This is a genomic window from Weissella coleopterorum, assembly GCF_011304355.1.
In the GTDB taxonomy this organism is placed as follows: domain Bacteria; phylum Bacillota; class Bacilli; order Lactobacillales; family Lactobacillaceae; genus Weissella; species Weissella coleopterorum.
The window spans coordinates 404,578-429,388 of record NZ_CP049888.1 but is presented as its reverse complement, the minus strand read 5'-3'; the positions used below and the strand labels follow the sequence as shown (position 1 = coordinate 429,388).

At 39.3% G+C, this 24,811-nt stretch carries 17 protein-coding genes and 1 pseudogene; 2 read left to right on the top strand and 16 right to left on the bottom strand.

The window, feature by feature from the left end:
- Positions 1-103: 103 nt before the first annotated feature.
- The 12 genes and pseudogenes from G7084_RS02310 to purR form a co-directional block, all read right to left on the bottom strand.
- Positions 104-1,315 (bottom strand): S1C family serine protease, encoded by a 1,212-nt coding sequence (locus G7084_RS02310; RefSeq protein ID WP_166009694.1) that lies wholly within the window; start codon positions 1,313-1,315, stop codon positions 104-106.
- 74 nt (positions 1,316-1,389) lie between these two features.
- Entirely contained in the window at positions 1,390-2,190 is an 801-nt protein-coding gene (locus G7084_RS02305; protein WP_166009692.1) for an MBL fold metallo-hydrolase, read from the bottom strand.
- Between the two features lie 24 nt (positions 2,191-2,214).
- Entirely contained in the window at positions 2,215-3,036 is an 822-nt protein-coding gene (locus G7084_RS02300) for a two-component system regulatory protein YycI (protein WP_166009690.1), read from the bottom strand.
- On the bottom strand, positions 3,036-4,364 hold the full coding sequence (yycH, locus tag G7084_RS02295) for a two-component system activity regulator YycH (RefSeq protein WP_166009688.1): 1,329 nt from the start codon (positions 4,362-4,364) through the stop codon (positions 3,036-3,038). The genes G7084_RS02300 and yycH overlap by 1 nt, the downstream gene beginning before the upstream one ends.
- Positions 4,354-6,216, bottom strand: coding sequence for a cell wall metabolism sensor histidine kinase WalK (gene walK / locus G7084_RS02290; protein WP_166009686.1), 1,863 nt, complete (start codon positions 6,214-6,216; stop codon positions 4,354-4,356). Before walK ends, yycH begins: the two co-directional genes overlap by 11 nt.
- Positions 6,217-6,419: 203 nt before the next feature.
- The gene (yycF, locus tag G7084_RS02285; RefSeq protein ID WP_166009684.1) at positions 6,420-7,124 is read right to left on the bottom strand and encodes a response regulator YycF; all 705 of its coding nucleotides are present in this window, start codon (positions 7,122-7,124) and stop codon (positions 6,420-6,422) included.
- A 221-nt stretch (positions 7,125-7,345) separates the two neighbouring features.
- Positions 7,346-7,591, bottom strand: coding sequence for a 30S ribosomal protein S18 (rpsR, locus tag G7084_RS02280; RefSeq protein WP_006845931.1), 246 nt, complete (start codon positions 7,589-7,591; stop codon positions 7,346-7,348).
- A 38-nt stretch (positions 7,592-7,629) separates the two neighbouring features.
- Complete coding sequence (gene ssb / locus G7084_RS02275) at positions 7,630-8,175, bottom strand: single-stranded DNA-binding protein (protein ID WP_166009682.1); 546 nt, start codon at positions 8,173-8,175, stop codon at positions 7,630-7,632.
- A gap of 46 nt (positions 8,176-8,221) precedes the next feature.
- Positions 8,222-8,521, bottom strand: a complete 300-nt coding sequence (rpsF, locus tag G7084_RS02270) for a 30S ribosomal protein S6 (RefSeq protein ID WP_166009680.1) — start codon at positions 8,519-8,521, stop codon at positions 8,222-8,224.
- 222 nt (positions 8,522-8,743) lie between these two features.
- Positions 8,744-9,736, bottom strand: coding sequence for a ribose-phosphate diphosphokinase (locus G7084_RS02265; protein WP_166009678.1), 993 nt, complete (start codon positions 9,734-9,736; stop codon positions 8,744-8,746).
- A gap of 81 nt (positions 9,737-9,817) precedes the next feature.
- Positions 9,818-11,209: a bifunctional UDP-N-acetylglucosamine diphosphorylase/glucosamine-1-phosphate N-acetyltransferase GlmU gene (gene glmU / locus G7084_RS02260; RefSeq protein ID WP_281346947.1), complete on the bottom strand. Its 1,392-nt coding sequence runs from the start codon at positions 11,207-11,209 to the stop codon at positions 9,818-9,820.
- Between the two features lie 28 nt (positions 11,210-11,237).
- A pseudogene (purR, locus tag G7084_RS02255) lies at positions 11,238-12,091 on the bottom strand (pur operon repressor).
- Between the two features lie 494 nt (positions 12,092-12,585).
- On the opposite strand from purR, the gene glpK reads away from it, so the two are divergent.
- Together glpK and zwf are read left to right on the top strand one after the other, a co-directional pair.
- Positions 12,586-14,112, top strand: a complete 1,527-nt coding sequence (gene glpK, locus G7084_RS02250) for a glycerol kinase GlpK (protein WP_166009674.1) — start codon at positions 12,586-12,588, stop codon at positions 14,110-14,112.
- 102 nt (positions 14,113-14,214) lie between these two features.
- Positions 14,215-15,675: a glucose-6-phosphate dehydrogenase gene (gene zwf / locus G7084_RS02245; RefSeq protein ID WP_166009672.1), complete on the top strand. Its 1,461-nt coding sequence runs from the start codon at positions 14,215-14,217 to the stop codon at positions 15,673-15,675.
- Between the two features lie 94 nt (positions 15,676-15,769).
- Here the strand turns inward: zwf and addA are convergent, their stop codons facing one another.
- The 4 genes from addA to G7084_RS02225 all read right to left on the bottom strand — a co-directional run bounded on the left by addA (position 15,770) and on the right by G7084_RS02225 (position 24,778).
- Positions 15,770-19,558 carry a helicase-exonuclease AddAB subunit AddA gene (gene addA, locus G7084_RS02240; protein ID WP_166009670.1) on the bottom strand — a complete coding sequence of 1,263 codons (3,789 nt, stop codon included), beginning with the start codon at positions 19,556-19,558 and terminating at the stop codon, positions 15,770-15,772.
- The gene (locus G7084_RS02235) at positions 19,558-23,106 is read right to left on the bottom strand and encodes a PD-(D/E)XK nuclease family protein (protein ID WP_166009668.1); all 3,549 of its coding nucleotides are present in this window, start codon (positions 23,104-23,106) and stop codon (positions 19,558-19,560) included. Before G7084_RS02235 ends, addA begins: the two co-directional genes overlap by 1 nt.
- A gap of 2 nt (positions 23,107-23,108) precedes the next feature.
- The gene (gene tadA / locus G7084_RS02230) at positions 23,109-23,624 is read right to left on the bottom strand and encodes a tRNA adenosine(34) deaminase TadA (protein ID WP_206212047.1); all 516 of its coding nucleotides are present in this window, start codon (positions 23,622-23,624) and stop codon (positions 23,109-23,111) included.
- Positions 23,625-24,163: 539 nt separating this feature from the next.
- Positions 24,164-24,778 (bottom strand): class I SAM-dependent methyltransferase, encoded by a 615-nt coding sequence (locus G7084_RS02225; RefSeq protein WP_166009666.1) that lies wholly within the window; start codon positions 24,776-24,778, stop codon positions 24,164-24,166.
- Between the last annotated feature and the right edge of the window lie 33 nt (positions 24,779-24,811).

Genomic DNA, 24,811 nt, shown 5'->3' with positions numbered 1-24,811 from the left:
GTACACCAATTTTAACTAAAAAAAAACTTTTAATTAATGCGCTTACATTTCAGGTATAGACCGCTTCGCGTCAATCTGGATACCGGCCTTAAAAATCCATTATTTAACTATTATCGGCCGCTTTTGCCGTTAACTTAATTTCCGTCGTATTTTCATGTCCTTCACGGAAATAAGTTAGATTGATCGTATCGCCGACTTTATGAGCGTTCAAAATACCACGTAAATCACCAGTGTCACTCAATTCTTCCCCATCCGCTTTAGTAATCACATCATATTTTTTTAAACCTGCGCGTTCAGCCGGTGTACCACCGGTTACATTCGTAATTACCACGCCATTTCGATGCTCATTAGACAATTTCAAAACATCTTCTTGGTCGGCAATTGAAATTCTAGACAGATCAATCATCTTAATGCCCAAAGCTGGTCGAACGACTTTTCCATCTTTTTCCAATTGATTAATGATATTAACGACGGTATTTGACGGAATTGAGAAGCCCATTCCTTCGACACTGGTTCCACTGCTTGAATTGGTTAATTTCATTGAATTAATTCCAATTACTTGCCCACTTAAATTAATCAGCGCTCCACCAGAATTACCTGGATTAATAGCTGCATCGGTCTGAATGACGGTAGCTTTACCTAATGAATTTCCATCGTCATCAGCAGATTCAACTTCTCGCTTAGTTGCCGAAATAATCCCTTCTGTCACCGATGTTGCATAATCAGATCCTAAGGGCGAACCAATCGCTAAAACTGATTCACCAGTTTGAATTTCATTCGAATTAGCAAACTCAGCCACTTGCTTAATTTTGTCGTTCTTCACTTTTAGCACCGCCAAGTCCGATACTTTGTCCGTTCCAACAAGAGTAGCGTTCAATTTCGTCCCATCACTTAGCAGTACTTGTAAGGCTTTTGAACCAGCGACCACATGATTATTAGTAACGATAAACGCTGATTGACCGGATGATTTATAAATAACTCCTGAACCTTCAGAAGCCTTTTTTAAATCATCACTTTGGCTTGTGGTTTCAAATAAACTCCACCCCGATGATTGTTGCTGTTGCAAATTAATAACCGAAACGACCGCCGGAGCAGTTTGTTGGAAGGCCTTGGTTGCCGCGCTAGTACCCTTCACTTTCGTGTCGTTTACCTTGACAGACTTACTAGTCCCTCCAATTGCCGCGGGAATCTCATTTGAAAATTTTTGTACAAGCAACGCACCTACGACCCCACCACCTAATCCGGCAATGAGTGCTAAAACAACAATCAACCAAGGTACTGAAAAATATTTGGTTTGTTTCCGATTAAATTTCATCCTCTCTACCTCATTAATGTCTTTTTATTTCATATTTTAATTGAATTAACTTAATGACTGCTTAAATGTAAATTTTAAATTTCAGTTAATGGAGTGGCCCAGTCTGGGCTGGTATCCAATAATTTAAAATCATTTGTGACATCAAAATCATGTTCTTGCAAGATTTGTTCCACTGTTAAATGCGCGAGTGGTACTTGATTGTTCTCTTGACTCAAATGACCGAGATAAATTTGCTTAGTGTTACGACCAATCATTTTGCTTAAATTCTCAGCCCCATCCACATTTGATAAATGGCCTTCGTCACCTAAAATCCGTTGCTTCAAGCTCCATGCATAAGAACCATATCGCAACATTTCAATATCGTGATTGGCTTCCATTAAAATGGCATCTGCATTCTTGAAAACACTAGCTATTTTAGCATTCACATAGCCCGTATCTGTTAACATAGCAAACGTCTTATTATCATGATGAAAAGCATAAAATTGTGGATCCGCGGCATCATGTGAAACCGCATAGCTTTCAACATCCAAATCTCCAAATAATTGAGTACTATCTCGTTGAAAAACGTGCTTTTGTGCCGTATCTACTTTACCAATTTTGCCATCAATCGCCGCCCAAGTTTTATCATTAGCATATAAATCCATACCATACTTTCGGGCTAAAACCCCAACACCTTTTAAATGATCGGTATGTTCATGCGTGATAAATAATTTATCAACGTCCTGTAATGACTTTCCAATTGATTTCATCAATTCATCAATTTTCTTACCACTTAAGCCTGCATCAACTAAAACCTTATGTTGAGGCGTTTCGATATAGGTCACATTACCTGCACTACCTGAAGCTAACATTGAGACCTTAAAATCATCTGCCATCTTAAACCAACCTTCTTCTCTTCATCATCGACCTTGATCCATTAATTTCCCATCCAAGGCGTTCACTCTTAATAAATTATAGTCTTTTCCATTTTTAATTTGCACCAACCAAGTCGGAACTAACACTACATTATCACTAACGTGCATCAAAGAACTATAACCTAATTTTGTCCACAAAATTTTAGTATTATTTGGAATCTCGTTATATTGATACAACGTGGCCACAGCCATTTGTTCTGAAATCAACGCCGCGGGATCTCGCAATTTTTGAACTTGATTCACATACGTCTGGATATAACTAACTAAGTCCCCCGCATGATTTATTGCTAGAATTAATTTTCCATCTGCTCCAACACTCTGATCATTAGTTAATTTTTGCTGATAAACTACATACGTTGTTGCTGTCCCACCTAAATTGGCTTGTTCAGTTAATTTTTGGTCATAAATGTACTGTTTTCCTTTTAAAACATATTTTGAATCACTCACTAGTTTTTGTAACTGGCTCTGCCGTTGTTTTGGCTGCTTAGCTAAGCTCACTGGTTGCTTCAAGCGTGCTTTGAGCTGATTTTTAGAATCGTTAAACGTCACATCCACCTGTTTTAACTGATCGACCCTATTAGTAGCCCAACTCTGTAAATTAATATTTCCACCTAAATAATCACCGGTTAGCTGGTCAGTTTGCAAATTATCAAATTCAATATTGTCATCTCGCATATTTGTTACCAGCGTCTTGGGTGTGATTTGTGCTTGATTATTGCGCTTACCGTCCGTTAATTGCAGTAATAAAAATACATTAATGCCCAAAAAAAGATAGATAAAAATCGTCAAAATCTTTTTTAAGTCCATCACGTGGCCCCGCCTTCTAAATATTTATCAACCGTGATCCATTTCCCGTTTTTAATCTGAATAAACCATGCTGGTTTTAATAATGCTAAATCATTATCTTGAACAATCCACTGGTAACCAATGGTCCAATTAGTAATATCAGCGGATGCAAGGCCCGCTTTTTTTAATTTTTGCAACACTGTAGTCCAAGCCGGTAAGACAACTTTCTGATTATCTTCAATCGGCAAGGGCACCTTCAAAGAATCTGACGAAAACGTTAATTTAATATGTTGCTTCGAATATTGTTTAAACGTCACTGCCCCTAAGCCCTGTGAATTAAATACCGGTAAATTATCGACATAGGGTTGAAAATATAATTCGTGTCCTTCACCCTTAATTTGCAAATATTCAAGATTATCATCTCCCGCATAAACACCATGGATTAGCTTCGTCGCATAATCAATACGCTGATTAAAATTATTTAATTTTAAAAGACTTGGATAATAATCATAAACATATTTTTTTTGCACATCTTTTTTTACCAATCGCCGTTGATGTCCATCCGTATAAATCATCTGCTGATTGGACTGTGCATGCTGATTTTGATTATTCCCATCAAATAATCGTTCAACGATATCATCCGCTGCCTCATGGGCAACCACGTACGAACGCTGAGATAATTTTGTTGGAGCTAACCGTGTGATTTCGATATTATTGTGCTGATAACCTAATTGAATCGGAATTCGTTTCTTGGATAATTTGATTTGATGCAAAGCCTGGTCCCTTTGAATCTGTGGAAAATGATAGATGGTCCGATGCTTAGTGTCAATAAAATTGATGCCCTTTAAATGGTCATCTTGAGCGATTTGAACCCAACTAATTCCATTGGTATCTTTAATTTGAAATTGCATTCCAAATGTATCCCATAACACTTGCTTAGAAACTGGATTACCATAACCTAATAGCATCGTATTTTTTGCATATATTTTTTCTGAAAAAGACCGTTGATTGTATTTCTCAATCGTAGGCTTCCCCACTTGCCATTTTTTAACCAGTTGCGTTAACTGATTAATATCTGCCCGGTTCTCCATTACTAATTCTGCTTTCCCATCGGCATCAATCGTTACTAATTGGTTAACATTATAGTTAATTTGTTGATTTATATTTAAGTTGTTTTGACTCACATTATTGGATTGACTCGTCCCTTGATTTTGCGTTACCACCTGTTGAACTACTAGAGCAGTCAAGATTAAACTAGTCAAAACCAAAACGGTCAAAACAATGGAGCGCCAATCTTGACGAATCCGCTCAGGAATATATGATAATAATTTTCGAATACTATTCCTCATTGTCACTCCAATCATCTTCCAAATCAGCTTCTAAACTATATGGTAACGCAATTTTGAATTCAGATCCCTGTCCCTCTTTTGACTCAGCCCAAATTCTACCACCAAATGATTCGACAATTTCTTTCGCAATCGCTAGCCCCAAACCGGTCCCACCTTGAGCCCGTGAACGAGCCTTATCAACTCGGAAAAAACGATCAAAAACATGTTGTACGTCTTTTTGTGGAATCCCCAAGCCTTGATCCTTAATACTAATTACTGCCTTTTGGTCAACTAATTCCATTCGTGTCAGAATAATACCACCATCAGGGGAATATTTAATGGCATTATTCATAATATTATCAATCACCTGGGTAAACTTAGATGGATCAACTTCGACCCAAACCGGTGTTGGATCAATTTTTCGAATAATACGATAGTCCTTTTGACCAGCCTGTTTTGAAGCAATGATCATATCAAAACGATTCAAAATATATTCAAAAAGCGCACCTAAATTAACCCACTCTAATTCAAGATTACGCACCCCCCGATCCATTCTTGAAAGTTCCAATAGGTCATTTATCATATTAATCATTCGACCGGTCTCAGATTGTACCACCTCTAGGAACTGATTGGTTAATTCTGGATCCTCAATCGCTCCCTCTTGAAGTGCATCAATATATGATTTAACTGAGGTTAACGGCGTTCGCAATTCATGCGAAACGTTTGATACAAACTGACGCCGTTCTTGATTAATTCGTTGTTCTTCCGTCACGTCATGGAGCACAACTACCATTCCAGAGATAAAGCCAGATTCACGTTGGATCTGGGCACTATTAACTTTCAAAGTTAATTCATGTTCTTCGTCACCAAAATCCAATAACAGATTATCAACGTTTCCAAAAAAATTACGCAATTGATACTGATCGTCAAGTCTTAAAAGTTTCAACACATATTTCCCTAAGACCTTACTTTCATCATCAATCCCTAATAGACGTAACGCCGCCGGGTTTATTAAATTAATTGAACCCCTTCGATCTGTGGCAATTACCCCATCAGTCATGTGTTCAAGGACTGAATCAAGCCTTTGCCGTTCTAACTCTTGTGAACTAGTAGTTTCTTCAATTCGACGTGAAAGTAAATTTACATTATGAGCCAACTGACTAATCTCATCATGCCCTCGGACACTCAGTACTCCCGAATAATCGCCACTCGAAATTCGCACCGTTCGCTCACTAATATCCATGATGGGTTTTGTCAGGGTCCGTGACATAATAAATGCCATGATCACGCCTAAGAACAAAGCTACAACCGTAGCCGAAGCATAAATTAAAGCCACCTGCTTCAAACTATCGTAGACGCTCTCTAAGTTTGCTTTGACCTCCACTGCTCCCACAATTTTATTTTCACCATCAGAGGTATCAATTAAGGGTTTCACCACAATTTGATACCGTGTATGATCAACTTGTTCAATTTTATTTTTTACATAATTTTTACTGAGGGCTGCATCTCTTAAATTTTCATCAGTAGTCTTTTGACCAACTAAATCTTGCTTATTAATATCAACCGTTCCACGCACAACTCCTTTAGTATCAATAACCTGAATATCTGAAATTAAGACATTGTTAATACCGGATAACGTTGCATGCACGTCCGCATTATTTTCAGCCGAGCTATTCTCCGTTAATTGTTGCGTTAATTGATCCGAGACATAGGCTGGTAAGCCAATTTGTTGCCGAAAAGTAACTAAATTAGAGCGTTCGAGTTGTTTAATAAAAAAGACCCCAATAATTTCCAACGTCACCAATAATGTTAAGGTGAAAACAATTGCGTTCTTAAAGTAGATTGATGAAAAGAATTTTTTACCTTTTTTCAAAATGAGCTCCTCGTCCGTGGGACCATTTCACCTGTTAAAACAGGATAACAAATTCAGTCCATTATATATTAATTTAATTATACCGCCTTATTAAATAAAAATTTTGCATTTCTTTAACAATTTAATATTAAAACAATGCATTAATTTTCAAACATATAAAAAAGCTAGTTATCGCTAACTAACTTTTTCACTCTAATTAATTTTTACTCATCAGAATTTTTTAAATAATAACCCACACCACGACGAGTCATTAAAATTTTTGGATGACTAGGTGTATCTTCAATTTTTTCACGAATCCGACGAACTGTCACGTCAACTGTTCGGACATCACCAAAATAATCAAAACCCCAAACGGTTTGCAACAAATCGTCGCGAGTCATAACCTGACTAATATGCTTAGCTAAATGCGATAACAACTCAAATTCACGGTGTGTCAATTCAATATCCTTACCGTTTTTAGTTACCATATAAGCTTCCGGATGAATCATTAAGTCACCAATCTTAATATCATCAGAGTTATCTTCATCTTCACCATTATATTCTTTACTATCGCGCCGGCGCAAATTAGCCTTAACCCGTGCTAGTAACTCTCGATTTGAAAACGGCTTGGTGACATAATCATCTGCCCCCATCTCAAGCCCCAAAACCTTATCGATTTCAGAATCCTTGGCCGTCACCATAATAACCGGAATTTGTGATTTCGTGCGAATTTGCCGTAGAACTTCCATTCCATCGACTTCTGGTAACATTTGATCTAGCAACACTAAATCTGGACTCTCCGCTTCAAATTGATCGAGAGCTTCTTGCCCATCCATCGCAATAATAACATCATAGCCTTCTTTAGTTAGATTGAATTTAATAATATCTGAAATCGGTTTTTCGTCGTCCACGACTAAAATCTTACTCATCTCCACAGTCCTCCACAGAAAACATCTATGGCACTATTGTACCATATCCGCTAGTAATTCAAAAATAATGAATTAACCTCATTCACAGAACACCCCATTCTCAGGCTCCAATCCTGTGTTCCACCATCTAAAATTGATTTATCAAATAAAAAGAGACCAGGAACAAGTCCTAATCTCTTCTTTTCTACTCCACGATCAACTATGGAGGCAGAATTTAAACTTTAGTCTTCAACGACGAAAGGCATAAGTCCCATGATACGGGCCCGCTTGATAGCAGTTGTTACCTTGCGTTGGTTCTTTGCTGAAGTTCCAGTTACTCGACGAGGTAAAATCTTACCTCGTTCTGAGATGAAACGTTCCAACAATTCAGTATCCTTGTAATCCACATATTCGATATGGTTAGCTGCGATAAAGTCAACCTTACGACGACGGCGTGGTCCGCCACTACGGCGTTGTTGTTGTGCCATGTTCAATTCCTCCTGATAATGATTTCAATAATTTGAAATTAGAATGGTAGATCATCATCTGATATGTCAATTTCTTGACCACCAGCAAATGGATCATTGTTGTTGGATGCATTGGTCGAAGAATTATTATTCCCACCAAAGACATTCCCCGAATTATTCTCATTATTATTGGGCGTTCCAAACGGATTACCAGCCGGAGCAGCATTAAAGCTATTCTGGTTGCTGTTTCCATTATTACCTGCACTTGAGCGGCGAGCCTCAGATTCAGCCCGCGTTTCTAATAAGTCAAAATTCTCAACGATGACTTCAGTACGATAGACCGTTTGTCCTTGTTGATTTTGGTAACTACTAGTTTGTAAACGTCCATCAATTGCCACTCTTGAACCCTTTGAAGTAAAATTCGCAAAATTCTCAGCCGCTTTTGACCAAATCGTTGCATTGATAAAATCAGTTTCCCGTTCACCATTTTGATTAGTACGACGACGATCTACAGCAACACTAAACGATGCTACAGCCGTGCCAGATTGAGTATAGCGTAATTCAACATCGCGGACCAAACGTCCAACAAGTACTACACGATTCATACAAAGTCTCCTTTCATTCAATTCAAATTAACAGCGATGCTACTAATTACTTAGCTTCTGATTTAACTTCGCGGTTAACAACCATGTGACGTAAGATATCTTCTGAGATCTTAGCCAAACGATCAAATTCGTTAATCGCCTTGTCATCTTCAGCTGTGAAGTTAACAATATGATATGTTCCTTCGTGGTATCCCGCAATTTCATAAGCAAAACGGCGTGATGACCAATCTTTTGATTCAGCAATTGATGCTCCGTTGTCAGTCAAAATCGCGTCAAAACGCTCAACCAATGCCTTCTTAGCATCAGCATCGATATCAGGGCGAACAATATAAGTCATTTCGTACATAACATTTCCTCCTTTTGGTCTATGGCCGGTCCAAATTGCCGGCAAGAAGTTGCACTATTTGTGCTACTCACATTGGATTAGTTTAGCATTTTTACATTCCAAAAACAAGCCTTAATTATCAAGATAATCACTAGTTAACCGGACGCTTTAATATGATTAAAAAGGCGCAACAATTAAAAAACAACCCCAACATTAATTCAGCTGATGGTTGTTTAATTAAATTTATTTGCTGATTTCATTCACATTAAAACGTTTTCTAAACATTGGCGAAACTGCGCGGTTTTCATTGATGCGAACAATTGCTTCTGCCATCATATCAGCAATCGTAACTTGAACAAGCTTTGGAAATTTCTTAGATTCAGGTAAATCAATTGAGTCAGTCACAATGACTTTTTCAAAAACCGAATTTTGAAGATTGTCGACTGCCGCGGCAGAAAAGACCGCATGCGTCGCCACAACGTAGACCTCAGCAGCACCCTCATCTCTCAGCTTTTGTGCCCCCTTAGCGATAGTTCCACCCGTATCAATAATGTCATCAATCATAATGGCTCGCTTGCCTTTAACATCCCCGATGATATTCATAATTTGAGCCACATTAGCTTTCGGGCGACGTTTATCAATGATCGCGATCGGTTCACTTGAACCTAATAACTCAGCCAAGGCACGCGCTCGTGTTACCCCACCATGATCAGGGGAAACCACAATGGTGTTATCATTTGCAATGCCACTTGTGATCAAATAGTCTGCTAACTTAGCCGCTCCAGCCATATGATCTACAGGAATATCAAAGAATCCTTGAATTTGTGCCGCGTGTAGGTCCAAAGCAAGGACCCGAGTTGCACCCACCGTTTCTAGCATATTAGCGACTAATTTAGCGGTAATAGGCTCGCGCGAACGCGCCTTACGATCTTGCCTAGCGTAGCCATAATAAGGCATCACGACATTGATTGTTTTTGCACTTGCTCGTCGCAAGGCATCAATCATAATCAGCAGTTCCATCAAATTATCATTGACCGGTGCGGATGTCGATTGAATTATATAAACGTTATCACCTCGAACAGACTCTTCAATATTAATCTGAATTTCACCATCCGAAAAACGAGATATATTGATTTTTGATAGTTCTACTCCAATCGCCGCTGCCACTTTTTGGGCAAGGGGCTGATTTCCACTTAATGAAAAGACCTTCAAATGCGGATCTGCATATTTCGCCATTTTTTCCTCCAAAACCGATTATCATCGTTTTTTATCTATTCCAATTTTAGCTTTTTTTATGCTTTTTCTCAATGTGAAAATTCACTTTTTTGCAGATTTAAATTTGTTTGCGATTGGTAAGCGGTCCCAAAAATCCAACTTATTCTCTTGACGGGCTCGAGCAATTCCCATCGCGTGATCTGGAATATCATGTGTAATCGTTGACCCCGCTGCTGAGATTGTCTCAGCCCCCATTTCAACGGGAGCCACAATCTTAGTATTTGAGCCAATAAAAGCCCGATCACCAATTTTTGTATGGTGTTTGTTTTGACCATCGTAATTCACAAAGACCGTTCCAGCCCCAATGTTAACCTCAGATCCAATCGTAGCATCCCCAATATATGTCAGATGGCCAGCTTTAGTATCGGTTCCTAATTGGGCCTTCTTTAACTCCACAAAGTTCCCCACATGGGCCCGCAAGCCCACCTCGGAAGCTGGGCGCAAATGAGCATAAGGTCCAATTGTTGCTTGTGGCCCAACCACCGAAGCTTCGATGGTTGAATTCTCAATGATACTCCCCGCTTTAATTTGTGAATCAATAATTCGAGTTCCCGCTGTTAAGATCACATCACTTTCAATGACCGTTTTTCCTTTTAAAATGACATTACTTTCAATTACGGTATCAGCTTCAATTTGGACATCCACGTCGATATATGTATTTTGAGGATCAATTAATGTCACCCCATTGCGCATATGTTGAACATTGATCCTTTGGCGTAACACTTGATTTGCTTGGGCTAAGGCAATTCGATCATTCACTCCCATTGATTCATTAAAATCTTCAATCTGATAGGCTCCCACTATATGCGCTTGGTTCCGTAAAATTTCCAAAGTATCTGGTAAGTAGTACTCACCCTGGGCATTATCGTTATTCACCTGTTCTAACGCCGTAAACAAAAGTTGATTATCAAAAACGTAGACCCCAGTATTGATTTCATCAACCTTAGCCTCAGTATTATTCGCATCTTTTTGTTCAACAATTCGTAAGACAGCACCATCATGATCTCTAATAATACGTCCATAGCCAAATGGGTCTTGTGCTTTGGCCGTTAATACAGTCACCGCATTCCCACTTTGCTCATGATAAGCAAAAGCCTGTTCATACGTTGCTTGCGTGAATAATGGAGCATCTCCTGACGCAATTAAAGTTGCGCCTTTTTGTTTTGCCAAAATTGGTGCCGCCATCTGAACGGCATGCCCTGTCCCTAATTGTAATGCTTGCACCACTACTTCAGATCGATCGGCCACTTGAGCTTGTACTAATTCTGCTTCATGCCCAACAACTGTCACCACTTTTTTAACTCCAGTTGCTAAAATAGTATCCAAAACCAAATCAACCATCGTTTTACCACCAACTTGATGTAAAACCTTGGGTAATTTAGACTTCATCCGAGTTCCCTTACCAGCCGCCATAATAATGCTATATCGTTCCATCATGCTCTCACTTTCAATCTAAACCTAACTATTTTTGTGATAATTGTTGCAATTGCGCATTATCCTGATAAATTTCATCTCTAAAATTACCGGCCCGCACATCTAACAAGCCACCTTCTTTGTCCGTATTCACATGGATTAATCCGGTATACTTATCAATCACTCGGTGCTCAACCTCACCTTCAACTACTACCGCCACTCCAGCCACAGTTCCTTCAAATTCTCGAACTAATGATTCCATTCCACGAATCGTTCCGCCAGCTTTCATGAAATCATCAACAATTAGAACTCGTGATCCCATGGGGAGTGAACGCCTTGAAAGTTCCATTTTCTCTAAACGCTTAGCTTGACCCGTGACATAATTAACAGACATGGTAGGCCCCTCAGTTACTTTTGTATCATTTCTAGCGATCACAAATGGAACATTTAATGCTTCTGCAACTGACTGCGCAACAGGCACTCCTTTTGTGGCAGCTGTAATGACCGCATCTATCGGTTCTTTTATGTATTGTGTCGCAATCAAACGCCCAATTTTTTGTAAAATCCAAGTTTGTCCCAATAAGTCTGACAAGTAAACGTAGCCCCGGGCAAAACCCGAGTTTCATCACTAATTTCGTTCACCAACCCGGCAACAAAATTTTGAGCTTCCTTCTCCAACATGATTGGGGTGAATCGTGCGCCCCCCGCTGCACCCGGAATTGTCTCTAAAATTCCTGTCCCATTTTGCAAAAAAGTTCTCTTTAAAATGGCCAAATCTTCTGAAATCGATGATTTAGCAGATTCATACTGATCAGCAAATTTGGTTAATGAAATCAGCGTTCTTGGATGCTCCAATAAATAACGCGTCATATCCACCAGTCGATCACTTCGCCGTATTTTCATGATCCACTCCTTTTCATTGTTCGTGTTTTACAAATATAGATACTTTAATAATAACATGAAAAGCCGAACGTTACCGCTTAGACCTTAAACTTTCATCATAAATTCAATTACAACCAAATCAATCTGGTTCTAAGCCGCCCTTATCATGAAATTATTTGATTTTAATCTATACAAAATAAAATCCCAAGTCCCCCCGCATAATCTCAGATTAAGACTTTTTTCATTTACCCATTTGTGCATCTTGCTGTTACTAGTAATGATCTTTTATCCAAATTAACACTTCCTCTTTCAAAAAGATTGTGATGCAAATAGTTAACTATTTAATTCTATTAAATTATTCAAAACTATTTCAGATCATTCTAGCAATGTACCAGCAATAATGGCGCATTCAAACCAAATATTGTCAAAAGCAGTTTAGCACAACCTGAAAAATTGGTATACTGATGTTAATAATTATCAAGTAACTTTTATTTTTAGTTCAGAAGGAGTGTTGTATGGCAATTAAAAGACCAGAATATATTTTAGCAATTGATCAGGGTACCACCGGATCACGAGCCGTCCTATTCAACCAAAACGCGCGACGTGTTGCCAGTACCGCTATCCCTCTTACCCCAATTAACCCGCAGGTGGGGTGGGAAGAACAATCTCCAGAAGCCATCTGGCGGACCACCAAGAATGCCATTACGGATACAATGATTGAAGCTGGTATTCAAGCTCAATCAATTCAAGCGATTGGAATTGCCAGCCAACGGGAGTCCACGATCGTTTGGAATCGCCAAACAGGGCAACCAATTTATAACGCTATTATTTGGTCTTCTACCCAATCGCAAACTATCGCTGATCAAGTGAAGGCTGATGGCTATGAAGAGTTGATCCGAGAAAAAACCGGTCTCCCTTTGAGTGCCTATTTTTCAGCCACTAAAATTCGCTGGATTTTAGACCATGTCAAGGGAGCGCAGGCGGCAGCTGAAAAGGGCGACTTACTATTTGGAACTGTTGATAGCTGGTTGGTTTGGCAATTAAGTGATCGCCAAAGCCACATTACAGATATTTCAAATGCTTCGCGCACAATGCTTTTTAATATTCGCACCCGCACTTGGGACGAGGAATTATTAAAAATTTTCAATATTCCTAAAAATATGCTTCCCGAAGTGACGAAGTCAAACGGACAGATTGCGACCACTGGTCCACTTCGATTTTTTGGCGCTGAGGTACCGATTGCAGCGGTCATTGGTGACCAAAATGCCGGGCTTATCGGACAATTAGGCTTTCAAGCTGGTACTGTTAAAACCACCTATGGTTCTGGTGCTTTCCTACTATTAAATACGGGTGATCAATTAATTAACTCCAATCACGATTTAATTTCAACAATTGCCTACCAGATCAATGATAAGCCAGTCTACGCCTTAGAAGGTTCTGTCTTTACCGCTGGTTCAGCCATTCGTTGGCTCAATGATGGATTGAATTTAATTGATGAAGTCCCCGACTCCTGGGAAGCTGCTGAAAAATCCACCAGTGATGATGAACTCTATGTGGTTCCCGCCTTTGCTGGTCTTGGTGCACCATATTGGGATCCTCAAGCACGTGGATCCGTCTTTGGAATTACCCGAGGAACCAATAAGAACGACTTCATCAAGGCCACCGTCCAATCCATTGCCTATCAAATTGCAGACATTTTGCGCACCATGCGTGAAGATAGCGGTGCTCAACTAGCGGCCATTAAAGTGGATGGTTCCGTCTCAAGAAACCCATACCTAATGCAATTTCAAGCTGATATTACCGGATTGACGATCGACCGCTCAATGTATGAAGATACAACTCCTCTGGGAGCCGCCTTTTTAGCCGGTTTGGCGATCGGTTATTGGGAATCACCTGAAGCCTTAGCTGGATTATCATCTCGTGGACGTGAATTTACTCCTCAAATGTCCGTTCAACGACGAAAAGAATTAAAAAAAGGTTGGAAAACGGCGATTCAAGCTACAAGCTATTTTTCAAGTCAGAACAGCGATGAAAACGGTTAATGTAAAGATTTTACATTTTTAAAGCGCTTTCTTGAAAAATCTGTTATACTTGAAATATAGGATTCACAGTAATGGAATCGATTAATCAAAAGGAGTATTATCATGCCGCAAGAAATCACAACCCTCCTAACTTTCTTTGGTGGAACCGGGGACCTAGCCAAGCGTAAGCTGTATCCGTCCGTTTATAATCTTTATAAAAAAGGGTTCCTCAAGGAGCATTTCGCAATTGTCGGAACTTCACGAGCCGATTTAACCAGTGCCGAATTCCATGACATGGTTCGTGAATCGATTAATCATGTGGTTGAAGATGAAGATGACGCTAAGCGGTTCATCTCCCACTTCCGTTACCTCAAATTGGACGTTAATAATAAGGACGGCTATCAAGAACTCCTTCAATTGAATAATGACCTTGATACTCAATATGAATTAAAAGGAAACCGAATTTTTTATATGTCCGTCGCCCCTCGTTTCTTTGGAACGATTGCTGGTTTCTTGAAGAGTGAAAAGTTAGTTACGGATAACGGTGAATTTAATCGACTAATGATTGAAAAGCCATTTGGCGTAAGCTATGAAACTGCTTTGGAGTTAAACAACCAATTAACTGAAGTTTTCGATGAAGACCAAATTTTCCGAATTGACCATTACCTCGGAAAAGAAATGGTTCAAAACATATCTTCAATTCGTTTTGGAAATCCACTCTTTGATGCAACTTGGAATAAGGATTATATTGAAAACATTCAGATTACATTGTCTGAAGTTTTGGGAGTTGAAGAACGCGCAGGCTACTATGATGATGCCGGAGCACTACGGGACATGATCCAAAATCACACCATGCAAATTGTCGCTTGGTTGGCGATGGAAAAGCCCGCTTCTTTCACTGACAAGGATATCCGTGCGGCTAAGAATGTGGCCTTTAATTCCCTCCATATTTACAATGGGGATGAGGTTAAAGCTAATTTCGTTCGAGGTCAATATGGTGAGAACATTGATGGAAGCCAAGTTAAATATTTGGATGAAGATGGGGTTCCAGCTGATTCTCAAAATGACACTTTCGTTGCCGGCCGCTTGCAGTTCCGTTCTGCTCGTTGGGATGGGGTTCCTTTCTATATTCGAACAGGAAAGCGATTGAAATCAAAGCAAACCCGGGTTGATGTTGTCTTTAAAAAGGGCTTAAGTATCTTTGGAGATGACATTGAACTTGATAACCCTGTTCTTTCAATTTTGATCGATCCCAAGGGAAGCATTGAATTCCGAATCAATGCGAAGGATACCACCTCTGAATTTAAGACCCGCACTGATATTATGAAGTGGGAAGTTTCATATTTGGATATGGAACGTACTCCTGAACCATACGAACGCATGATTCAAGATGCCATGAATGGTGATGGTTCAAACTTTGCTGATTGGAACGGTGTATCCATCTCTTGGCAATTCGTGGATGCCATTCAAAGGGCTTGGGACAAAGAAGTAGCTCAATTCCCTAACTACATTTCAGGAACCATGGGGCCAAAAGCTTCTGACGAATTATTGGCAGAAGATGGTAATCATTGGATTTACCGATAGCTCTTAAATTTTACTGAATAAAAGCCGTACAAAAATGTACGGCTTTTTTATATGCAAAGACCACCGACGAATCGGTGGCCTTCATTCTAATTAATTATAGTTCAAATACCTGATACGTATTTAGTGCCACAATGAATTTACGGATATTCCCATACCCCATTGCGGTTAAGGCTTGCGCGTATAGATTAATTTGCCCACTATATCGTTGCTCTAACAAGGCCTGACCATCCACCCCAGGTGCAAGATAATCAGTTTTATAGTCAAAAAGCCAGATTTCATCATTAACCGGAATAAATCCATCCATAATTCCATGCACTAATACATATTCTTCATCATTGAAATCTCGATATAAATGTTTTGCATCAATTAACATGGAAAATGGAACTTCTCTTTTTACATCCGTTGCCTTAACCACCAACTGTTTACCCAATTGCGTATGTTTGAAAAATTCACTCATCGCTTGTACGGGTAATAAAAATTCTAGACTGGCTTCAATTAATTCTTCTTGAACTAATTGATGAATTAAAGCTTGCAGCTGTTCGACAGTCGGGCTTCCATCCGTCAAATCAACTTTCTGTAGGACCAAATGAGCAGCGGTTCCTCGGGCGGCCCCAGTCGGTTTGGTTTGCATTTCACTCATGAAAGCTGGCTCACTCAATTCATCACTCACCAGCCGCAACCCCGATTCCAATCCAGTTGATAAGCGTTGATCTCCCACTATTCGTCCATCGCGTAGATCCGGATCTTCAAATATGCGCTTAATTTCTGAGACCGATTGATACGCCGTCGTCCGTGTAGCGGCAAGGTGATCATATTGGTAATCAAACGCTTCGTGCAATTGATTCAATTGGGCCTCTACGACCGCAGAAGTTGCCATGGTTCCATTGTTTGCCGATTCGACTAATGGCAAATCAGGATTAGACATGTTCAAACTTGATGATACAAGATCATCGTGTTGTTGAAATGTTACCTTAAACTCAAATGAAATATCCGGATTAAATGTTGAAACTTGATCAAATTCAACTCCATAATTTTCCAACAAATCATTCGCAACGGTTTGAAAATCTGGATGACGACTAATTGCCATCCCCATTAAATCCATGAACGAATGGCCTTGCAAACGTACAGCTGGCGAAATCATAGCATGATTTGCCTCTGTGACCTGACTACGTTGCCACTGCTTGACTAATGTATCAGGCGTTTTGTACGAACCAATGAGGAACAGCTGTTGTTCTGCCCGTGTTAAGGCCACATAAAGGACCCGCAATTGCTCCGCGAAACCCGATTTAAGTAAAGCTGTATGGACATTTTCATACTGAGGCGGCGTTAACTTCAAAGCATACGGTCGATCGATATATTGCAGTCCGACTCCTGCATGACTATCAATAATTAACTGTCCCATTTGATCCTGGGTATTGAATTTTTTCGTGGTATTTAACATGAAAACCACTGGAAACTCAAGTCCTTTGGATCCGTGAATTGTCATCAATTGGATTGCATCACTGGCTTCATTAGCGTCGGCTTCTCCAATATCATCTGCCGCATTCTTTTGAAGTTGCTCAATATAATAATTAAATTGATATAATCCCGTAAAATTAGTCTGTTGATATGCTGCCGCACGTTCATATAAAGCATGTAAATTCGCTTGACGTTGAACCCCACCTGGCAAGCCGCCCACAAAATCTAACCAATCTGTGGTTTGATAGATGGCCCAAATCAAATCAACTAACTTGTTCTGCACCGCCAATGTCTTAAAATATTCTAAGTCTTTTAAGAATTGATCAATCACCTGCTGGGTCGTATGAACTAATTTTTGGTCATAATCGGCTAATTTTGAAGCGGAACATTGGTGAAAAAGTTTGACAGCCGTGTAAAAATCACCCGTCAAACTTTGGGCCCGAATTAAGGCCAAGGAATTTTCAGCTAACTGATAAATCGGCGATCGTAAAATTGCTGCCAATGGAATATCTTGGTGTGGATTATCAATTACTTTTAAGAGGGCCATCATAATTGAAACTTCCATGGTTTGAAAGTAATTACCAGCATCTTTCACCACCAGGGGTAAGTTCATTGTTTTAAACATTTCAATCACTTGTGGATTCTGAGTACGAGATGCTACTAGAATTGTTATATCTGAATATTGAAGCGGACGTTTGACTTGCGCCTCTCGATCAAATATTTCATACTTATCCGCCATGAGTGTTTGAATTTTTTGCCCCATCATTTGAATTTGCCCGGTTGCAGCATTTAAATTAAAATGACCGTCAGCTAAGCTCAAATTTTCATCGGTGACTTTGGTATCCTCATCATCCTGATGTTCATCAAAGTAAATCATAAATTCCGCATTTTTAGGTAAATCATCAGGGTAGTACTGTGCCCCCGCAACCAGTTTAGCTTTATCTACATAATTAACATCGCCCAAATCACGACTCATCAATTGTTGGAAAAGATAATTAATAAAATTGGTCACATTAGGTTGTGACCGGAAATTTTCTGCCAGAGTAATCAACTGATCTGACGTCGCACTGCTTCCATAACTTTCCATTTTATTAGCAAATAATTGGGGATCAGCTTGTCGAAACTTATAAATGGATTGTTTAATATCACCAACTTGAAATACATTATTCGTTTGTGCTAATGCCTGTACGATCGCTTCTTGCAAATTACTGGTATCTTGATACTCGTCCACCATAATCTCCGCGTATCGTTCTTTAAGTTTTTCAGCGATCTTGGGTTGTTGCACAATATCTAAAGCAAAATGTTCCAAATCATTAAAATCAAACGCTTTCCGCTGAATTTTTTCAGCGAGATAAGTTTGTCGGAATTGGTTGGTGACTGCAACCAAAGTCTTTAACGTCGCTTGAGCCCCCCCAATTGCCAAGTTCAGTCCCGCTCCATCGAGCGTAAAGAACTTTTGAGCCAATTTTTCGACCGCTTTATGTAAATCTTTCCGATCGTCACCAATTTGGCCCCAAAGCTGTTTTAACTCCGGCTCTAATCCACGCATCCCCCGACCTTTAGCGTTCCATGGTGTAGTTTTAAACTGAAACATGATAGTTCTTAAAGTTTGCCAATCAACTTGTTCGATTAATTTAGCCAACATTTGCTGGAGGTATTCATCTTCGGTAATCAAATCTTGCCGCCGATTCTGTGCTGCGTCAATTTCCATATCGGGGATTCGTGCAATTAATTGTTCATATTGCTGGTGTAAACCACCCAGTGTTTCTCGTAATTCTGGCAAAACTGCTTCGACATATAACTTCGAACCAACTAAATCCCCATTAAACTCATACATATCAGCTAGATGTGCTAACCACTCATCTGTATCAGGACGAGCCATCGCAAAATCAAATAGTTTAAAAATGGCATCCTGTAAGGGAGTATCATTTCCATTTTTATTCATAAATTGCGTTGCTAAATCTAAAAAGGCTTGATTATCTGCTTGATTATAATTTTGTTCCAAGACGTGCGCTAAAACTTGTTGCATCGCCAATTTCTTTTCAGCATTATCCGTCAAACGAAACTGCGGATCTAAATCAATGGCGTAGTGATACTGCTCAATCAGGCGCAAAGCAAAGGCATCAACAGTAGAAATATTTGCGATTTGAATTAGCCGCAGTTGTTTCATTAAATGACCCCGTTGAGGTCCATTTACCTGCTGAAGACGTGCTCTGATTTCTCGCTCTAAACGTTCTTTCATCTCGGCCGCTGCAGCTTCTGTAAACGTTACAATCAAAAACTCATCAATATTATCACCAGCCAGGAGGCGCGTCAAAACCCGTTCAACTAAAACCCTTGTTTTACCAGAGCCCGCCGAGGCTGAAACTAATATGTTTTGACCACGCGTTTCAATGGCAGCTTGCTGTTGCTTCGTTAATTGCATTATTCTCCCTCCTCTTGCTTATCTAATTGGGCCTGCATCTGCTTTAGTGCTTCCGCTGCCTTTAAGGGCTTTAAGTCGTGATATTTATTGTTCAACATTGCATCAAATTGCATGACATCGCGATAATCAGTGTACTGTAGTCCGTTTTGAGTACCTTGCCGGAATGGCGAAATTGGAAATTGACCGGCTAGAATTTTACGAGCTATTAGTTTAATTTGATATTCATTAAACCGTAAAAGCGTTGTCAAATGTTCTGATTGAATCACATCTGAATTTGCTTTAAAATTCCCATCAGCTTTCCGCTCAATGCGATAAGGGGTTTCATCATTTCGCTCTAATTGCTCAATAAAACTTTCATCAGCCTCAATCAGGCCTTGATATTTCAATTCCTGCCTAGATGCTTCTAAAGCCGTTTGTTGCTGTAATTGATAGGTTTCTTGCCCGGTTTTAGCGACTGGTTCATGTAACTCACGTTGTAATTCCATGAAGTTTGCTGCTCGCACCTTCAAAGTCCCAGTTTGATTTTGATTCATTGCCTGCCAATAGGTTAATAGTTGCAATTCAAGACCATTGAAGGCCTCCGTATAATTAAATTTACGTTGCTTCGATTTATAATCAATAATTGCCAAATAATCTTGTTGCCGTTGGGTATTATGTACTAAATCAAATCGGTCGACTTTTCCACGTAGGGTTACCAATTGATCCTGCACGCTAAATTGTAACGGCTTCAATTTACCCGCACCAAAGGTTGTCTCTGTACCCTGCGTTGTAATTCCAGCATTTAAACGCTGACCACGTTGCATATTAATCAAAGCATAGTGGACCCGTTCAGCTAAATTCTGGGTAATAAACTCAAACCGTTTACTAGTAGTGAAAATTTCAAAAGTAGGATCATTTGAAGTTAATATCTCCTGCATCGTTTGCATCTCTAATTGTTTTAAAGCATCCGGACTCAATACCCCTAATGGCTGTTGTTGCAGTTTCAGAAATACCTGTTCTAAAATCGCATGCATCAGTGAGCCTTGTTCTCCCGCGGTCAATTCCATTTCTGAACGAGGTTGTAATTTCAAACCATAATGTAAGAAAAATTCATACGGATTTTTAGCATAAGTTTCTAACCGAGATATTGATGTTTTCAGTTCTTTACCAAATAAGGCCTGCACTAATTTTGGGTCGATCGTTTGACTCTGATTTCGATAATTTAATGCGCTCAGAAGTTTTCGATATTTTTGGGTGGCACTAGCTTGAGGATGCTGTCGCTCTACCTGATCGAGCGTTAATTTGACCAATTGCCATCCTTGATCTAATGATTGTCGATTTTGTTTGGCAATCCCCGCAGCTAAAATAAATTGTGCCCGGGTACTTGCAATGGTTCCCACCAATTGATCTAACTGTAATATGTCCTGGCTAGCTCCATTTAAAAAGCCACTATGTTGCACTTGTAACTGAAAGGCCCGCTTTAAGCGTTCAATGTATGTAGCGGGTTTAAGTTTATTGCTACCATCAGGGGTTGGAAACGACCAGATAATTTTTTGACTTCCAATCATCATCGCTTGATAAATATTCAAGCTGTCTTGTGCCATCATGACATCAGTAGTATCACGTAATTGTTTGCCAAGTGGTAACTGTTTTTGTAACTTTTTACGATCAAGATCCTGTAAAAGTGCTTTCTGATGTACGGTTGCTGGTAAATTGGCACTTGTGGCACCAAAAATAATTACATTTTTGACTCCAACAATCTGGACCATTCCCGTTTCGGTAACTAAGACCTGATCCATCGCCGCCGGAATTCCCGAATATTTGGCATTGTTAAAGGCAGACATTAAGGCATCACTCAACTCGGCCACAGTTAGTGTTTGCTGATCAAAAACCATAACAGCATCATCTAAGATCGCCATTAACTGATTCCAAACTTGCTCCATTTGCTGCGCAATCGCCATATTACCCTTTTCAACGGCTTGATCACGCCATTTTAAAATTCGTTGATCAACCCCTTCGTCCTTTAAAAATTGATACAACCGTTGCACCATTTGTCGCACGTTCGCGCTCTGTGCTAACTGTGTTAAGAATGGCGCAACCTTCTGTGCCACTTGATCATGAATTAATGCCAATTGTGCATCATTTTCACTTGCACGTTTTCGTAAACTTTCTTCACTATTTTCATCAATTTGATAATCATATTGCCAAGGTTTCGGATCGATCCAACGCTGGCCAAAATAATTCTTCGATAAGGTGAAATTTTCTGTAATCGCTAATGCTTCACGATAAACATCCAATTCAACTCCTGCTGGTACTAGTAACTCCGTTTTAAGCAAATTTAAAATGGCGTTTAATTGATATTGCGGTCCTAGGTTCAAAAGTTGCTTAAGAAAAGCAATCAGGGGATGATTTGTCATCATCTGGTCATTATCTAAATATAACGGAAGATTATATTTGGCAAAGATTGCCGGTAAAATATTTTGGTATTGACCTAAATCAGGGGTCATCAAAACAAAGTCTCGATAACGCGCACGACCATTGACAATCTCGGTATGAATTTTTTGAGCAATTTGTTCGACTTCTTGATATTGTGAAGTCGCACTCCATAATTCCACAGCTGAATTAGTGGTTGGTTGCGGAATCCCATTATGTTCATATTCAATCCAAAAATCCGAAACTTGTTGTAATCCTGGGGTCATTTGCCGCGTCATTTCCAGTGATTGAACCGTGACTGGTTGCTGATAACTATGTGCAATTGCTTGTAGTTTTTGCGCTAAAAGCTTAGGTGCGAAAAATAATTCATTTTCATCTAAAGTTTGTTGCAAATGGGATGCTGAACCATACTCACCCGGTAGCGCAATGGTGACTCCCGCACTCATCGCAATTAAGGCTTCCACAACCCCAACTTCAGACGGGGTCATTTGAGAATACCCATCAATATAAAAATATTGATCTGAGAGGTCGACTTCTCCTCGCAATAAATACTGTTTGAGCACCCCTAATAAATCACTACTTAAAAATTGATTACGACGTCCTAACTCCTGATCTAAGTTCATACCAATCATAGCTAAATCTAATAGTTTACTCTGTAAGACCGGCTCATCATTTAACTGGTCAGCAATCATTTGAACTTCATCCCAAGTGAGACCAGCCTGTTTTAATTCTTGAATTTGATTAGCCATTTGACTAATGAAACCTTGCTTATTCAATAAATTACCATATAACTTCAATTCTGATCGATGTTGATTCAAAAGGCTCTGTACTAACATTACCAGGGCTTCTGGTGAAAGATTAGCACTCTGATATAGTTTTGTTTCATTCATGTAATACCAAGCTAAACGGGACAATGAAAAGACCTGGATTTGAGGCGTCACCAATGTTGATCCCCGCCTTTGATCCAAATCTGCTAAGCGTTTTAGGACGTTAATTTCCGTTTTAAATTTTATTTTATTCGGCACTAAATAAAAAAATTGTGCATCGGGATTCTCATAACGTTTTTTTTGAATCTGTTCAAGCAAACCCAATTCACGATCCTTGGTCCCATCCCCAAATAAAATTGTTAATCCCATAGTTAATTTTGATCCTCTCTTTGACGACGAGCTTTTTTAGCAGCTTTTTGCCGGATGCGAATCGCCTTGAAAAAAGCTTTCATTAATGCCGACGCTTCCGTGGCCCGAATTCCCTGGTGAACTTCAACTTGATGATTTAGCCGTTCATCTTCTAATAAATGGTACATGGAGTGAACACCTCCCGCCTTGGGATCTTCTGCCCCATAATAAACTGTCTTAATTCGCGCCTGTTGTAGTAGGCCCGCACACATAATACAAGGTTCAATCGTCACAAATAAGTGCGCATCTGGTAGGCGCCAACTTTTCTGATGACGGCTTGCCTCTAAGACGGCCTGAAATTCTGCATGTTGACTTGGATCTTCAAACCGTTCTCGGAGATTAAAACCCCGACCAATAATCTGACCGTCTAAAACGACGACGGCACCAATTGGTACTTCGCCAAGTGCGTAGGCTTTTTTCGCTTCGCCTAATGCTTCGCCCATCCAGGTATGAATTTGTGTTTCTGTTAAAATTGTCATTATTTTCATACCTCTTTTAAAAAATTAAATACTGTAAATCTCACTTATTATTTTAATTGTACTATTTCATTGCTTAACTTATAGTGAAAAATCCACTACCTATCTATTATGAAAAAAATGTAATTTGTTACCAACTCTCTCACCATCATACAATACAACCTCTTGATTGCGAATTATGCTTTTTATTACGCTAAACAATGATCGTTATGTATATTTATAAAAATAAATTGAAAGGAATCATTAGGTTACCAAAAAATCATAAACGCTAGTTGACCTACTCCTAAAATAATACGATAAATAAAATCATCCCTTTTCGAGCATTGTTAAGATTAAATATTTGTTAAAGTGCTGAATTAGCATCAATTGTAGCCGAATAAAAAACAAAAAACGCCTTAACAATTATGTCAAAGCGAACATGTCAGTCGTCAAAAAATAAATTTCAACCCACGAGCTTAAATACAAATAATTCTTAAGCTGGAACGATTTAAATAATAAAAGCCATTAACACTAGTAATAATCATATCAAGGTCAACTTAGTTTTAAACTTTTGTGCTTTCTAGAATGTAGTATCCTTTATTTTTAGTAATGATTTCCACATTGCCAAACGTTTCTGCCATTAATTTTTTTGCCGATGGTGCTCCTTGCTTTTTCTGCAAAACGACAGTTAGGGTTCCACCCACTACTAAATAATTAATGGCTTGGCTAATCATACCGTTTACTACTTCCTTACCGGCGCGAACCGGTGGATTAGTTAAAATAGCAGCATATTGATCCGTAACGTTTTTATATTGATCTGATTGAAGCGCTTGAATTTGAGCGTCCACCTGATTCTGTTGCGCATTTCTTTGAACTAACGCCACCGCTCTTTCATTAATTTCAACGGCATCAAAATGCCGTTCAGGTAAAATTTTAGCTAAGCTAATCGCTACTGGTCCATACCCAGCTCCTAAATCTAAAATTTTACCTGTGGGTATTTTCTGATAATTAAAATTTTCCAGCATTGTACGAGTTCCAAAATCCACAGTCTGTCTCGAAAAAACCCCCGAATCAGTTGTAAAAGTTAAAGTATGATCAAACATAGGAAATTTCCAAGTTTGTTCCGCATGCTCGATAGTCGGATGTTGCGTATAATAATGTTCTTGTTCTTCAGTCATAATTTTTTACTCTCATTTACTCAGTCTTTATTA